Annotated in this window: 9 protein-coding genes and 1 pseudogene; 6 read left to right on the forward strand and 4 right to left on the reverse strand. The window is 50.4% G+C overall.

The features are described 5' to 3' along the window. Positions 1-201: pseudogene (locus tag QJ48_RS18005) on the forward strand (flagellar motor protein MotA); the annotation flags it as partial. Continuing rightward, complete coding sequence (motB, locus tag QJ48_RS18010; RefSeq protein WP_054974937.1) at positions 194-1,015, forward strand: flagellar motor protein MotB; 822 nt, start codon at positions 194-196, stop codon at positions 1,013-1,015. The pseudogene QJ48_RS18005 and the gene motB, both read left to right, overlap by 8 nt. Positions 1,016-1,104: 89 nt before the next feature. On the opposite strand, the gene QJ48_RS18015 is transcribed toward motB, so the two are convergent. Together QJ48_RS18015 and QJ48_RS18020 are read right to left on the reverse strand one after the other, a co-directional pair. Continuing rightward, a complete protein-coding gene (locus QJ48_RS18015; protein ID WP_054974938.1) occupies positions 1,105-7,551 on the reverse strand; it encodes a phosphodiester glycosidase family protein in 6,447 nt (2,148 codons plus the stop codon). 314 nt (positions 7,552-7,865) lie between these two features. Beyond that, on the reverse strand, positions 7,866-8,870 hold the full coding sequence (locus tag QJ48_RS18020) for a helix-turn-helix domain-containing protein (RefSeq protein ID WP_054974939.1): 1,005 nt from the start codon (positions 8,868-8,870) through the stop codon (positions 7,866-7,868). A gap of 285 nt (positions 8,871-9,155) precedes the next feature. Here QJ48_RS18020 and QJ48_RS39380 point away from each other — a divergent pair, with 285 nt between their 5' ends. Further along, positions 9,156-9,257 (forward strand): helix-turn-helix domain-containing protein, encoded by a 102-nt coding sequence (locus QJ48_RS39380; RefSeq protein WP_337589626.1) that lies wholly within the window; start codon positions 9,156-9,158, stop codon positions 9,255-9,257. A gap of 174 nt (positions 9,258-9,431) precedes the next feature. Here QJ48_RS39380 and QJ48_RS18025 read toward each other — a convergent pair whose 3' ends face one another. Continuing rightward, positions 9,432-10,088 (reverse strand): hypothetical protein, encoded by a 657-nt coding sequence (locus QJ48_RS18025; RefSeq protein ID WP_054974940.1) that lies wholly within the window; start codon positions 10,086-10,088, stop codon positions 9,432-9,434. Positions 10,089-10,168: 80 nt separating this feature from the next. Between QJ48_RS18025 and QJ48_RS39510 the strand changes: the two genes are divergently transcribed. Then, positions 10,169-10,258 carry an IS3 family transposase gene (locus QJ48_RS39510; protein ID WP_369126844.1) on the forward strand — a complete coding sequence of 30 codons (90 nt, stop codon included), beginning with the start codon at positions 10,169-10,171 and terminating at the stop codon, positions 10,256-10,258. 240 nt (positions 10,259-10,498) lie between these two features. On the opposite strand, the gene QJ48_RS18030 is transcribed toward QJ48_RS39510, so the two are convergent. Beyond that, positions 10,499-10,882 (reverse strand): DUF6985 domain-containing protein, encoded by a 384-nt coding sequence (locus QJ48_RS18030; protein WP_237762963.1) that lies wholly within the window; start codon positions 10,880-10,882, stop codon positions 10,499-10,501. 364 nt (positions 10,883-11,246) lie between these two features. Here QJ48_RS18030 and QJ48_RS18035 point away from each other — a divergent pair, with 364 nt between their 5' ends. Both QJ48_RS18035 and QJ48_RS18040 read left to right on the forward strand, forming a co-directional pair. Further along, on the forward strand, positions 11,247-13,046 hold the full coding sequence (locus tag QJ48_RS18035) for a hybrid sensor histidine kinase/response regulator transcription factor (protein WP_054974942.1): 1,800 nt from the start codon (positions 11,247-11,249) through the stop codon (positions 13,044-13,046). 288 nt (positions 13,047-13,334) lie between these two features. Then, positions 13,335-15,329 (forward strand): serine hydrolase, encoded by a 1,995-nt coding sequence (locus QJ48_RS18040; RefSeq protein WP_054974943.1) that lies wholly within the window; start codon positions 13,335-13,337, stop codon positions 15,327-15,329. Positions 15,330-15,407 lie beyond the last annotated feature (78 nt).

The raw sequence follows: 15,407 nt of genomic DNA on the forward strand, positions 1-15,407 counted from the left end.
TACGTGTTATGGCACCCCATCGCGAATAAGCTGAAGCAAAAGTCGAAGAAAGAAGTGGAGTTGCGTCTGATGATGGTGGAAGGACTGCTTTCCATTCAGACCGGTATTTCCGCAACCGCCGTCCAACAGAAGCTTATGGTCTTCATTCCGACGTCCCAGCGGGAAAAAAATAACGACAATGCGGTGAAAGCGGATGAGTAAAAAACGACAAGAGCATCACGAAGAACACGTTGACGAATCGTGGCTGATCCCCTACGCCGACTTGCTGACGCTGCTGCTTGCGCTGTTCATCATTTTGTTCGCCGCCAGCCAGACCGACCAGAAGAAATACCAGGCCATCATGCAGTCGTTCAACTCCGCCTTTACCGGCGGGATAGGACAATTTAACTTCTCGAACCTCATTCCGCTTTCGACGGAGCCGAACATCGATCAGAAGAAGTACGATCAGCCGACCGATCCGGCGACGCCGAACGCTGCGGAGCAGCAGCAAAAGCAACAACAGCAGATGGAGAAAGAGCAGTACGACCTGCAGCAGCTTAAACAAAAGCTGGATCAATACATAGCGGACAACAAATTGACCACCCAACTGGAAACGAAGCTGACCGAAGATCTCCTGATGCTTACGATTCGCGACAACGCCTTGTTCTCGTCCGGATCGGCCACGGTTAAGCCGGAGGCGAAGCAGCTTGCGGGCACGATCTCCGAGATGCTCGCCCAATATCCAGATTATCGGATCGAGGTCGCCGGCCATACGGATAACGTGCCGATTCGAACCGCGGCCTTTGAAACCAACTGGGATTTAAGCGCCAAGCGGGCTTTAAATTTCATGAAAATTTTGCTTGAAAACGATAAAATCGGTCCGGAGCGCTTCCGCTCCATCGGATACGGGGAGTATCATCCGATCGATACGAACGATTCCGAAGCCGGCCGTGCGAAAAACCGCCGCGTCGAGGTCAGCATCCTGCGCAGCGTGAAGCCGCCGCAAATGATTGACGCCGCTGCGAAACAGCCGTAAGCCGCTGTCGGCCGCAAACCTATTTGAAAAGAGAAGAGCCCAACCCGCACGCTGTCGGCGTACGGATTGGGCTCTTTTTCGATTTCGGATTACTTGTAAATCTTGTTCAAGATGCGGTACATGAATACGGCGACTTCCGCTCTTGTGGCGTTACCTTCCGGGTTCAGCGCCTGACCGTCGCCTTCAATCAGACCTTCCTTGACCATCCCGGCCAGACTGTCCGCCGCATAGGCTGCGACCTTCGCACGATCCGCGAAACCGGCTAACGTCTCGGCGCTTCCGGTCATGTTCAGGTTTCTGACCGTGCTCAGCGCTCTTGCCGTGATCGTGAACATATCCTGGCGGGAAATTTTTTCTTTCGGATTGAATATCCCGTCGCCGGTTCCTTCAACGATTTTCAGTTCCTTGGCCGTGCCCAGCGCTTCGTAATAATAATCGCCGCTGTTCACGTCTTTGAAGTTTCCGGTCGCGGATGCTTTCAGCTCCAGCGTTCGCACGAGCATGGCGACAAAATCCGCTCTCGCAATGTTTAGCGCCGGGGCATACGTGCTCGCATCCATGCCCTGGATGATGTCGCGCGCCGCTAAAGCCTCAATCGATGGTTTAGCCCATGCATAATCCGCAATATCTGCAAATGTCTTATCGACAAACGCTACGGCATACTTGCTAAAGTGCTTCACTTCAAACTGTACCGTTCCTGCTGCCGAATCGTAGATGCCGCTCGGCACCGGAAGGATGCGACCCGCTGCATCGAGGTACCGGATGACAATCTTGCCCGGATTCTCCAGCTCCTTCGCTGTCGGCTTATACGGAATGGCAATCCGTACGACCGTATCCGGGTTGTTCCATGCGCGGAACGCCCCTTTTTCTCGAACCTCCAAATTGATGATCGGGCGGCTGCCGACTTCTTTCCGCGCCTCTTCGCTAATGGAAGACGGGTCCTCCTTGCTGATCACCAAGCTTACGAAGTCGGTATCGGCTACGTTCTTGTCCTTCAGGAAGTCCGAAGGCACGGTCACGATGCCGATAGGCGTCACGATCTCGTACTTGTTGTCTAGCCTCGTTTTCGTTACGGATTTCTTAGGCAGCGACACATCCACGTGGTTCGCATTTTGAGCGCCTTTCACCTCGATACGAACCACTTTAGCGCCGTCAGAGTCCGACTTCGCTTCCTTCTGCGCGCGCTCCAAATCTTCCGCACGAATCTCGACTTTCGCGGTTCCCGCTTCGACCTTCGCCTCGACGGAGATGCTGCCCTGCGTTACTGTAGCCTTACCCGGCGTAACGGCCGGAGGCTGCGTATTGGTATTGCCCGAGCTGCCCGACGTTACAGGCGTGCCGGAATCTCCGGAGCTTCCGGAATCGTCAGAGTCATCGTCGGAGTCGTCCCGTTCTTTTACAATTAGCTCCATCTGCGCGTACTTGGTCGGGTCCATCTGGCTGGTCGCGCGAATGAATACCGTTCCCGGATTCAATGTGGTAACCAGACCTTTATCGGTTACATTAGCGATTCCCGCCGGACCTTCGACCGACCAGATGACGTTTTTGTTAAGCACGTTCTCCGGCAACACTGTTGCAGACAATTGCAGCGTTTCTTCCACTTTCAGCACCGCAACCTCGCGATCCAGCCTAACCTCGCTGACCTGCGGATTGGTCGGCTTGTCCGCTTCTTCTACGGTCAGCTGGAAGTCCGCGTATTTCGTCGCATCCACTGCGCTCTTCGCACGGATCGTCGCGGTTCCAGGCGCAGCCGCCTTAACCAGACCACTGCCGTTGACGGTGGCAATCCCTTTCGACGATTCGCCATATACGGTCCAATAGACGGACTGGGTTACATTCGCCGGAAGAACCGTTGCGTTCAACTGAAGCTCTTGCCCAACTTTCAGTTTGCCGCTCGTTTGGTTCAGCCGCACTTCTTCCACGCGAATCTCAGGCAGCCGATCCACCGTAATGACGCTGTCGGCGTATACGTTGCTCCATACGCTTGTCGCCCGAACGACGGCACTGCCTAATTTTTGTGCGGTCACCAAGCCGTCCGCTGCCACCTTAACAACATTGTCCGCAGAAGAGCTATAAACGGACCACGTTACGCTCTTGTTGCTGGCATTGGCCGGCAGCACGGTAGCATTTAATTGGACGCTCTCGTTCACGGCCAGATTGACCATCGGTTTATCGATCACAACCGACTGCGCCGAAATTTTGAGCAGTCTAAACTGATCCACTACGCGGTCGTTGATCGTTTTGACGACGAATTTCATCTCGTCCCCGTCGATCTCGGCAGCGACGTACATCTGCACCTGCTCGCCGTCCGTCACCTTCTGCCAATCTCTTGCCCATACTTGGTAAAACTTCGGACCGGACGAGCCGCCGACGATATACGTCGTGCCTTCGCCATCGGCGACCGGCTTTTTGTCTTTCATCGGATACGTCCGTACATATACGTGATCGTGGCCGTTCATGACCAGATCGACTTGGAACTCGTCGAAAATCGGCGTCCAAGTGTTGCGGATATGCTCGGAATCGTACATGCTGCCGAACGGTCCGCGGTGGAAAGCAACGATCTTCCACTTTTTGTCGGTCGCGGCCAAGTCTTTGCGCATCCATTCTTTTTGCTGCTCGAAATCATACTCACTGTTCAGCACCACAAAATGGGCATTCTTGTAATCAAAGGAGAAGTTGCTTCCTTTGAGACTGTCGATCCCGTTTTGCGGATGGTTGAAGTGTGCCAGATAATCTTCCGTTTTCCGTGTACCGGTCACTTCGTGGTTACCGACGACAGGCACGACGGTCGTTTGCATCAGGATGCCTTGAGCGGCATTGAACCACATGTTCCACTCGTTTTCCTTAAAGCCGTCCTCGACCAAGTCGCCGCCCTGCACGACGAACTCCGTATCCGGATGATCGGTCATCGCTTTTTTCAAAATATCTCCCCACAGCTTGAAGCCCGCTTCGTTCGACGCCTGCGAATCTGCCAGGAAAATGAACTTCGTACGCTCGCCCGTGGCTGCCGCGGTCTGAAGCGACCCGTTCGAGCTGTAGTTGCCATGGCCGTCGCCCACACGGAACACATAGTGAGTTCCCGGCTCCAACCCGCTTGCAATAGCCTTATGGACCCGAACGGTTCCCGTATCCGTCGTGTTGAACAAATAGCTGCTGCCGGTAAATCGCTTTACGTTCGGCGCATTGAAATCCGTAAACTCCGACTTCTTCACAACCTCAACCACGGTATCACCCGTAGCCGGGTCCGTATGCCATGTGAAGGCTTTGGAGGTCGTCGTATCCGCTCCCATCGTCACGCTGACGTTGCTCGGGACCGGGCTGCCCGCCAGTTTCGATACTTTAAACTTCAAGATCGGGCTGTAGGAGTCGCCCTTGACCGCTTGAAGCTGGTACTCCTTCACTTCGGAAGTAAGAGCTCCTGTAATCAGCGTACCTCGAGCGTCAGTCACACCGATTTCGGCGCCGCCAACGACGGTTACTTTCGTTCCTTCGACCGGAGTTCCGTTCTCGCCGACTACCTTGAACGTGGTAGGCATCCCTTGAACGACGCCGTGCTCATCCCAGCTTAGCAGCAAATGATGCTTGATGGCCGCTTCCACCGGCAAGCCGAAGAAGCCGAAGCTTGTATCGCCTTTATCTTTAAACGTAATGGCTCCCGTTTTAAAAGAGATTTTGACCGTATCTTTGGCGTCCGCCTTAATCCGGTACTGAATTTGGCCGAGCAGATCCTGATCGGTCAAGCCTGCCGTATAAATATTGTTGAAATTCAATTTTACGGCACCCGTAGCTTCATCGACCGTAGAGACGAGTTGGCCTTCCGCCAGCTTGCCGCCTTTCAACACGTTCAATCCGTCAACCTTCGCCGGATCAAAGGAGAATTCCATCGTTCCGCCCTGGATATCCGCCGCTTTCAGAGCTTTAATATCCACGGTGTACGTATTTCCTGCATAGACTGTTGTCGGGGCGTTATAGACGATCTTCGACGAGCCCGTATCTACCGTGAACGTCCATTCCTTCTCCGTAACGTTGCCGGACAAGTCTCTAATCTTGATCCTCGCCGAGTGAAGCCCGTCGGCCAGCGGCACGTTCGGCGTATAATGAATTTGTCCTTTTGGAGGATACAGCGTATGCTGCACCAAGACACCGTCGACGTAGAAGCGGATTTTGTCCGGGTCGATCAGCGTCGTTGCCGGATGCTTCAACGGATCGTAGCCGTAATCTTCGCCAATCGCCTCGATTTTCGGCGTATTCGTCGTGACTATGCTGCCTTCCGCAGGCTTGAAGCTTTTCAGCACAGGTGGGTCCATATCGTCATTGGTCGGCCCGTAAACCGCCCGGATCTGGTCGATGTAGAGGACGCCCGCCGTTTTGTTGTCGTTTTTCGTTTCCATGTAACGCACAGGCTGATCCATGCGCAGCGGAAGCGGACGCCCCTTCGGTACGATAGCCTCCAAATACCGCCAGCCCGTAAAATCGACGCCGACCGTCTGGTCTACGTAATCAATGCCGACGGCCGATCCGTTACCGTCGCGGATTTGTCCGCGCAGCCAGTGCTTTTTCCCGTCGCCGTACACCCACAGGCCAATTTTCTCCGGATAGCCCGGAATTTGAATGTTGCTTTCCAGATCTTTGGCTGTTACATAAGCTCCAGAAGTACCGATCGTTTCGGTGAAATCGTACTCCAGCTTCGCCGCTTTATTGCCTAAACGGACGAAGTCCTCATTCGTTTCTTCGCTGAGTTTCATCGTCTTGTAACGTGCGCCGGATTCGGTCAAATACTTGCCCGTACCGTTCTCGAAATCCTCCAGCACGACCGGCGGAAGTCCGACCTTAACGTCCATTGACGCTTCAACGTTGTTGTATTTCACGAAAATTTTGCCGCTCTGCTCCGTTGCATTTGTCGCGGTAAACACACCGTCCGCATCAATGCTGCCGATCGGCCCCTCTACGCGCCATTCAAGCTTGTTGTTTTGCGCGCGAATGATTTGTCCGTTTCGGAGAGCGCTAACGCTCAGCGTAACTTTTTCGCCGGATGTGAAGGTTTTCACCGCGTCGGGGAACTTCAGCTCCGTCAGCTCGTCCACAACCTCCACTTGCCCTTTGCCTGTCAATCCGCCTGCGGTTGCTGTCACGTCAACCATCCCTGGTTGGTTGCCCGCAGTAAATTTCCCTGTGGTATCGATCGTTCCGAGCGGGGCGCTCAGACTCCACTCCGGCGTTCCGCCGAACGAAGCCGGATGACCGCTCGCATCGACGGCAGTCGCTTTGAACGTAACGGAAGAGCCGACCAGTACCCGCTCCAAGTTCGGCTGCACGACCAGCTTGGAAGCGGCGCCCTCCGGCGCTTTGTTCACAAGCAGGAGCCCGTTCGCCGTCTTGCGCTCCGAGCCGTCGGAAGGTCGGTTCAGAATTTGCCGTTTCGTTTCTCCCGGAAGCTTGGCTACGAACGTCGCAGAGCCGCCGCCGTCCAGACAAAGCGCGTTCACGGCGCCCATATCCTTCATGATCTTCGCGAGATCGTCATAAGACACGCCTTCGCTAAAACCGGGCGCTCTGCCGTCGATTTCGACCATGATGATCGAACCGTCCGCTTTGGTGCCGATTCCGACCCGAGGGTACAAGGCTTTGTCATCGTGGGTTTGCGCCACGCCGTCCTTCACCAGCATGAAGACGCCGCCCATCGCCATTTTGACGTCTTTCCACTCGTCTTCCAGCTCGAAGCTTGCGGTTACCTCATCACCGATTTTCAACCCGGCCAGCTCGGGCCTGTGGCTGCCCGATGCGGATAACACGACTTGTCCGGCCTTCAGCGGCGTATTCCCTTTATCTTTATGAATCTCGGCCACTTTGAGCTTCAAGCTCTTGCCGCTCTTTACTTCGCCTTCCAGCACATCGAGCACAATCTCGTCACCGAGATCGTTCGTCATCGTGGAGGTATGGAAGGAAGCAGTGTACAGCATGAGCGCCTCGCTGTTTTCCCGCATCCGGTTGATGTGGGAGATCGGGATCGTCTTGCCCCCGATCGTCAGTGTCCGGGTCAGCTCCGGGCTCAAGCCGTAAATCGTCGTGCCGTCGTTCTTGAGACCGAAGGCAAGCCAACTCCATTTTTCCGGCGGACTGGTCAGAATCTCGCCGTCCCCCATGAACAAACCGAGCGGAACGCCGGTCGCCATGTCGTAAAAATCGCCGTTGATGGCCGCAATGACCCGGTTCCCGGGGGCGTCGGCATCGTCGGCCATTGTGGTTACGCCCTGCATCCCGTACACTTTGCCGTTCGTTTTGCCCGGCTGCAGGTCGAGCGCTGTATTTTTCGGATCAAATTCGACAGAATGAATTTTCTCCAAGCCCTGCGGCAGCTTCATGTCCTGCCAGATGTACTTTGCACCCGGACCGAGCTCCATTTGACGCGAATCCAGAACTTGTCCGAATGCCGTCTGGGGACTGTCCGCCGCCAAAGCTTGTCCCAAAGGAGAAACCAAAGATAATACGATAAAAAGGTTGAGCAATAAAGCCATACTGCGTGTCTTTCGTTTCATCTCGTTTCTTTTCCTCCTCGCTGGATTCCAGTCGCCTGAACGACCTGTCCTAGTATAATATGCAAGGCAGGAAAAGTAATGAATCGATCTTATTGTTTCTGAGCCGATTTTCTTCTTAACGAAATCTTTAAAAGTCCAGTGAATAAGTCGCGGATCGTGCGGAATCGTTCTGGAGAAGCGGCAGCGTTCACCTTTGTCTCCGGATTCTAACCTACCAATGGCTTATAGAATCCAAGAATCCGGGGACAAGAGTGATCGGAAGAACGATCCGTAAGAGTAGCGCTCACTTATTCACTGGACTTTTAAACGCCACCTCAAATCCCAAGTCTTCTCCGGTATTCTCCCGGCGTCATATGTACGGCTTGCTTGAAGACTTTATTGAAATACTGCAGCGTGTCATACCCCACTTCGCCGGCCACTTCGTAAATCTTCAGGTTCGGCTGCAGCAGCAGCTCCTTGGCTTTCTCGATCCGGACGCGGTTCAAATAATTGATGAACGAATAGCCCGTGTACTTCTTGATCTGCACGCTGAAATAAGAGACGCTCATCCCGAAACGCCCGCTGACCTCGGCCAACGTATGATCGCTCCGGTAGTTCTCCCGGATATAGTCACAGGCCCGCTTCACGTTCAGCTTCACGCTGTTATCCGCCGACGAGGCGGACTGGGCGATCCAAAATTCGCACAGCCGCTGAAAATAGGCGATAGCCTCTTCTTCACGCTCCCATGAAAAAGGCTCGTCGAAATTGAGCCCGTGTTTCTTGAGAACGTAGTGCCATTTGGCATAAAGCATGCGAAACAAGCCCAGCCGCTCCCCCTGCTGGCCCTCCTCGAAGCTCTGCATGCTCTGGATCATCTCGGCATGCTTCTGAATGACATCGCCCGGCTGGAGAAGGTCCAGCCTCTCGAAAAATTGCTGCGCCTGAACGAACTCGCGATGTGCGGCATGAAAATACCCCACCCGCTCTTCCGCCCGCTGCAGCGCACGCCTCAGCTCTTCAGCCTTCACCGGCTTAAGCAAATAATCGATGGCGCCTGCCTGCATGGACTGTCGTACGTAGTCAAACCGCGTATTGTCGCTCAGCACGATCGTTACCACGGGAATACGCTGCTCGTACACTTGTCTCACCAGAGCCAGTCCTTCAAGCCGGGGGAGCATAAGATCGGTCAGAAGAAGCGTCGGCCACCCCTGCTCCATCAATCCCAAAGCTTCTACCCGGTCACGCGCCTCCCCGACGACGATATGCCCCATCTCCTGCACCATTTTTTTGATTCTCGCGCGTTTACCCGTATAAGGCTCCACAATAAGTACATGAAGCATCGCTGTTGCCCTCCCCATCCTCCTCGCAATCAGGATCCGTTAGATTTGGAGTCCGCTTGTGGTCTTTAACGTTTCTTCGGATGAATGGTTGCAGGAAGTGAGCATCTTTGTAAAATCTTTAGAATAGGGGATTGTGGAAAAAGCCCAAAATACGAGCGTTTGTCGCATTGTGGCTTACGTTCTAGATCTCATCATCAGTAGTAGCTAATGCCATCCTCTCTCAAAATTCACCTGATACTTGCCGAGTTCTACTTCAGGATTTTGGTACAACGTAAAAGGGGGCTAATGAAGATCAAAATTCGACTCAGAGAAGTATTAGAGGATCGAAACATATCACAAAGAGAACTCGCACGCATGATGGGTATTCGGCATCCTTCTGTGCATTAATATCTATCCCAGCTAGTATCTCAACATTATCATCGGAGTCTCCACTGACGCATCAACTATATCATCAAGATATTCACTGACAAGATCACCTTGGTTGTAAAGCTATTAGGAGAACAAAAAAGCGATAATTGGATTACCAATTACCGCCATCGAACAAGCTATTTGTGTTTTAAGCTATAATGTTACGATAATTTTATTTTCTATGATAGTTCTAAATTGGGAATAATTCCTCATCATATTATTACCGTAGGCACTTACGGCCTCATTACCACCTATCATACTCTCATAATTTTCTTTAAATTCTTTTTTTACAGGTTCTTCTAAACTTGCATAATATCTTTTGGTGGCTTCTTCTGCTAATTCCAGCGATCCGTGTGTTAAGATAAAACTAATATCAACCACATAACCTTTTTGAGGATAAAATCCTCTTAAAACAACCTCTTTTACAAAGTTATCCAGATCATTCATGCATCTTTCTACAATTGGTATGAATAAACTATCTAACCAATTAGTGAATTCTTTGACTGTCCGATCCCAATCTTTTTCACTTGCTACGTTCCAGTATAATTGACCACTTGGTACATTGCATTTACGGGTATTGATATGAAATATTTTATCTTTCGATTTTAATGGAGTAATTGCACATTCACCATAAAATGCTACATTTTTATTAGATATATTATTCCAACTTGTATAAAAAAATACTTTATACATGAAATTCTTATCTTTTTTGGTCATCGAATGACCTGATTTAGAATATTTCCAACCGCAAACTTTATACTTTTCAGATATTAAACCACATACGCTCTCAAATGCTTCACTTGCTTTCATAGTTACACCTCAAATATCGATAATCGTTCCAAAACATCCAAAAAATTATTGACTTCTCACCTCATTTAATCAATAAGCAGATTCGGCGCATCTTTCTTGACCATAGGCGTCTTTATGGAAGCACGAAAATCTGGGAAATCCTGAAGAAACAAGGCGCTCAGGTAGCCTAAATAACAGTTGCTCGAATCATGAAGGAGCTCGGCTTGAAATCCCGAACAATCAAGAAATATAAAGCAACAACGAATTCCAAGCATAACTTGCAGTACCCCCGAATGTGCTAGTCCCCGCTCCCAATTAAACAAAGAGTTACGGCCAGCCAGTATTTTGGCAGGCAGGGTCCGTAATCATCCATCTGTTGATTTGATCATTCGGCGAATCCTGCAGCAATTCCTATGAAAAAGATTCCGCCATTATCTGTAGTCGTTTTCTTCCCAAATTGCGTATTCCCCATAACCTAGAAACTCGCGTACTTCAAGAACTTCCTTACCTTTGATAATAATTTCAATACCATCTTCAAATTCCCATTGCATACCGGCCAAAACGCTTGCTCCAAATAGGGTATCATTTTTATCATAAGGATTTCTGTATATATAAATATCGCTTACTGAAATAAAACGTAAGATATCCCTGCCCTGAGCATCCGACAAACCATCTGGGCATTTCATAGCTGGATAACAATCTGTCAGTACATCATCTTTCCATGCGCACATTTTTTTGCATAATTCATAGATCGTTTCATCAGGCAGATTATTTAAATAATTTTCGATATATGACTCCGCTTCGTCTAAACTCATGTCCTCCTCTCTAAAATGGTATTCTACGCGTTCATTCGATAAAACAAACAAACCAAATCCTGAAGTAGCTTCTCCGTTTGATGCGTAAATGTCTTCCGCTTTTCCAACATTCTCTAAATGAAATTTTCTATTAATAGGATATTCCCTCCAAAAATATAGTTAGCGGTAACTGATGAAAACCACTTTTTCAGTAGATTCGACATTCCCATTTATCCCCCTTTATTTTCGTAGAGAAAAAGCTTAAAATTATTTCTTTGGGCCCGCTCATTTCTCGAAAAACACGGCTCCCCTTTTCCCTTGCATAAAAGCTCCTCTATTAGTAGGATAAAAAATATAGATAATAAAGCGCACTGGGGGTGATTCATTGCTGGACTTTATAAAACGTTGGTTTTGGTATGACTGGATGATGTTTATCATTCGGACCATCCTTTTCGTTTCTCTTCTCTTTACTTTGGAGCATTTTTCTGAACAGCTGACCATCCCTTTCTGGTTAGGGGCTCTGTGGGGGATCGCAGCTTTTTCCATTCCTTGGCTTTGTTTGCAAAGGCACTATACGTATTACCTGATCTCGGAAATGGTCATATCCGGGGGATTATGCTTATACGCGGTCTCCCTGTTCCCCGAAGCCTACGTGGCTTTTTTAGGTCCGACTTTTATGATTGCAAGCAATAGCGCCCAAAAGTCATACCGTTGGTCAGCCCCGATGACCATCTTTGTCATCCCGGCCTTATTGGCGGAATTGTCTGAACCAAGCAACCTGATGACGATGATCCTCCAATTCGGCCTCATTTACGCTGTAGGGTTTGCCTTTCAATTGCTGGTGGTGAACCATCGGCAAAGTGAAATGATTCGTGATCAATATGCCGTGCTGGAACAATATTCATCGCAAGTGGAGCGCCTGACATTGGCGGAAGAGCGAAACCGGCTCTCGAAAGACCTTCATGATACGATGGGACATTCCTTTACCTCTATTATGATGGGGCTTGAAACGTTACGCTCGGAAGTGAACACCCCGGAAGGGGAGCGGAAGCTCGAGTCCTTGTTAAAACTAACCCGCGGCAGCCTGGATGAGGTCCGCCAATATGTGCATCAGGTTGGGGCTGCGCAAGATTCGCGTACCCTTGTAGAGTCGTTGCAGGCATTGACGGCCGAATTTCAGGCGTTGACTAAAGTGACGGTTCGACTAAGGACCTTGGGCGAGGAGGTTCAGGTATCCCAACAGGTCAAGATGACCCTGCACCGGTGTCTGCAGGAATCGCTGACCCATGCCGTACGTCATGGGCAGGCGGATGAAATTGCGGTGAGCCTGCATTTTGAGGAAAAGCAGATTCGGCTGGAAGTGCAGGACAACGGGCTTGGCACCGATGAACTTCAAGCGGGTTTTGGTTTAACGGCGATGAAGGAGCGGGCATCCGATTTGCAGGGACAGGTATCCATCCACTCAAAGCCGGGCGAAGGAACGGTCGTGACCTGTACATTGCCCAGGCAGGTGGAGCAGCAGGAGGAAGCGATCCGGCTGCTGTTGGTTGACGGTCAGCCATCCATCCGGGAAAGCCTTCAAATGATTTTGGAGAGAGAAAAAGATTTCGAAGTCGTGGGACTTGCGGAGGACGGGGAGCAGGCGCTGGAACAATGCGAGCGGCTTCGCCCTCATGTCGTTCTCATGGATTTACATATGCCCCGCATGGACGGTGTGGAAGCGGCCAAACTGGTGAAGCAAAAGCATCCGGGTGTCCGCGTGCTGATCATGACCACGTTTCAAGAGACCGAAAAAGCGGTTGAAGCTTTGCGGAGCGGGGCGGACGGGTATTTATTAAAGACTTCGGAGCCTCAGGAGCTTTCCGAAACGATACGTCTCGTACATCGCGGGGTGATGATGATCGCCCAAGATGTCACCAACCAGTTGATTCAAAACTATGGGGGAGGAGCCCTTCGGGAGCAACCGGCAGAGCCGGACAAACCGCTTCCTCCTCCTTCGGGGTTGACCCCGCGGGAGATGGATATTTTGCAATGTTTATCCAAAGGGCTTCGTTATAAAACGATCGCAGCCAAATTGTATTTGTCCGAAGGAACCGTCCGAAATTATGCTTCCACGATTTATACCAAGCTTGGCGTTCGCAATCGAGAAGAGGCCGTACAAAAAGTTTTCGGGAATCAAGGATAGATGGTTTGGGAAGACAGCACGGGTCTGTACCTTTGAAAGAAGGAACAGGCCCGTGCTTTTTTTATTTTATCCGGTGCATTTGCCCAGCATGAGCGTCATATGACATTTTGTCATCTCGGCGGAGAGTTCGCTTGCGGGTCGCGGGATAAAAAACGGTGACAGAAAATAACTCTCTCCTATGACACGTTGTTTGCCATACTAAACCCAAGAGAAGGAGGAAGGGCAGTACCGAACCTAAGTTTTAGGAAAACAATGATTTTAGGAAAACAATGAGAGGGAGAACTAACGATGAGCAAGATGAAACCCAAGTTGAATGTGGCGGCACTATTCTTATGTGCGACCCTGATGACGGCATGCACACCATCCGATGGAAAGCCGGAATCGGCACAGGCGGTGGAAAAAACGAACCTGAATGGCCCGCAGGATGCCAAGGAAATAGAGACGTTTGCCGATTCTTTATTTGCAGAAGTAATGAAAAAACACAATGTTAATGGTTCGAATTTCGTTGTGGTCAAGGATGGAAAAGTATTGGTAAATAAGGGATACGGCTATGCCGATAAGGAAAAGAAAACTCCTGTCGATAAAAATACCGTCTTCCAAATCGGTTCCGTCACGAAGACATTCACCGGGCTAGCCGCAAATCAGCTTGCCGATCAAGGGAAAATTAACCTTCATGAGGACATCCAAACGTATTTGGGAGGAATGAAGATTCCAAACAAGACCGAAAAAAAACTGACCATGTTTGATCTGCTCACGTACACGCCCGGGTTTGATTTTCCGGATATTGCTTCTTATTATTCACCCGAGTTTGCAAATAAAGACATGCCGATGAAGCAGTTCATCCTGGATCATATGCCGACGGTGGTCCGGCCCCCCGGTGAAGCTTATACGTACGACAACTTTGGTTTCTTGCTGGCAGGATATGCGATAGAGAATGTAAGCGGCATGCCGTTTCATCAGTATATGGACAAAAATGTGTTCAAGCCGCTCGGCATGAATTCGACTAGCGTACGCCTAACCCCGGAGCTTAACAATCGCATGGCCGCTCACTATGGTCTGGCTGGTGAACTCGTTCCAATGGACTGGAATGCCCCAACCGACGGGCCGCAGGGGAGCATCATATCGACTGGCGATGATATGGCCAAGTACTTGACTATGCTGCTGCAAAAAGGAAAATACGGAGACCAACAGTTGGTAAGCGAAAAGACGGCCGAGCAGATGCTCACGTACCAGGTGGTCGCCGATAAAAGCATTCCGCAGACCACCGTAGGGGGATTCGAAGGCTACCGCAACGAACTGGCGAATGGCCAGCGTGTCGTTATAAAAGGCGGGAATGTAACGGGCCATCAATCCTTGATCGTAGTAATACCCGAGAAGAATACGGCATTTTCTATGTCGTACAACAACGAAACAGTGATGATGAGTATGGACGTGTATGAGGCGTTTATGGACCATTATTTTCCCGAAACAAAAACACTCGAGAAACCTGTTTATGTCAATTTGGATGAAAAGGATGCGGAAAAGTACGTAGGACTGTATCAGAATACGCGCTTTTTCTTCTTGAAATCGAAATTTTCGTACGCCGACGGGAAATTGCTGATGGAGACAGGAATGGGCAAGCACACATTCAAGATGATTACTCCACTGCTGTTTGAAGACGAATCAGGCAACAAGCTAGCGTTTAAAAAAGACCATCGCGGATCGATTGAATATTTTTATTACAATAATATGGAGGGGAATCACTTTGTCTCGGATTCGCAAAAAATCCATGGGAAGCAGCCGTTTTCGGATGTAGCGGAGGGAAGCAAATATAAAAGCTTTATTAACGATTTGCACGCCCTGGATATCATGGGTGCGAAATCAGGCAGCCGCTTTGAGCCGCAGGCATCCATGACGCAAAGCGAGTTTGCCGACGTGCTGCTTCGTGCCCATGGATGGCATGGGATCCCCTGGGCCATCGATAGCACGAAGAGGCAAATGCTAACCGGTCTCCCTTCCTTTGATCCGAATGCGATCATTACAAGGCAGACGGCAGCGGTCATGATTCAAAACCTGAAAGAACTCAAGCCTGCGTCCAAAGTTCAATTGAGCGGTCAAACGGATGCGTCGGCGGTTGAGGCCGTTACTGCACTGGTTTCGCAGGGTGTTATCGATCCGGATACAACCGTACAGGCGGACGGCACTGTCGATTTCCGTTCCAAGCAGCCTTTGCTTCGGCAGGAGGCAGCCGCACTGTTGGATAAAGCGTTTGGCCATTATGCTTTACCGCTCCCCATAAAATAAAGCGTCACAGCCATGCCGGTATGTTTGCAAGCGGGGTTCGTCATAATCCATCCATTGATTATTGCGTGCCCCGCCGGC

The sequence above is a fragment of the Paenibacillus sp. A3 genome (genome assembly GCF_001399685.1).
Classification (GTDB): Bacteria; Bacillota; Bacilli; order Paenibacillales; family NBRC-103111; genus Paenibacillus_G.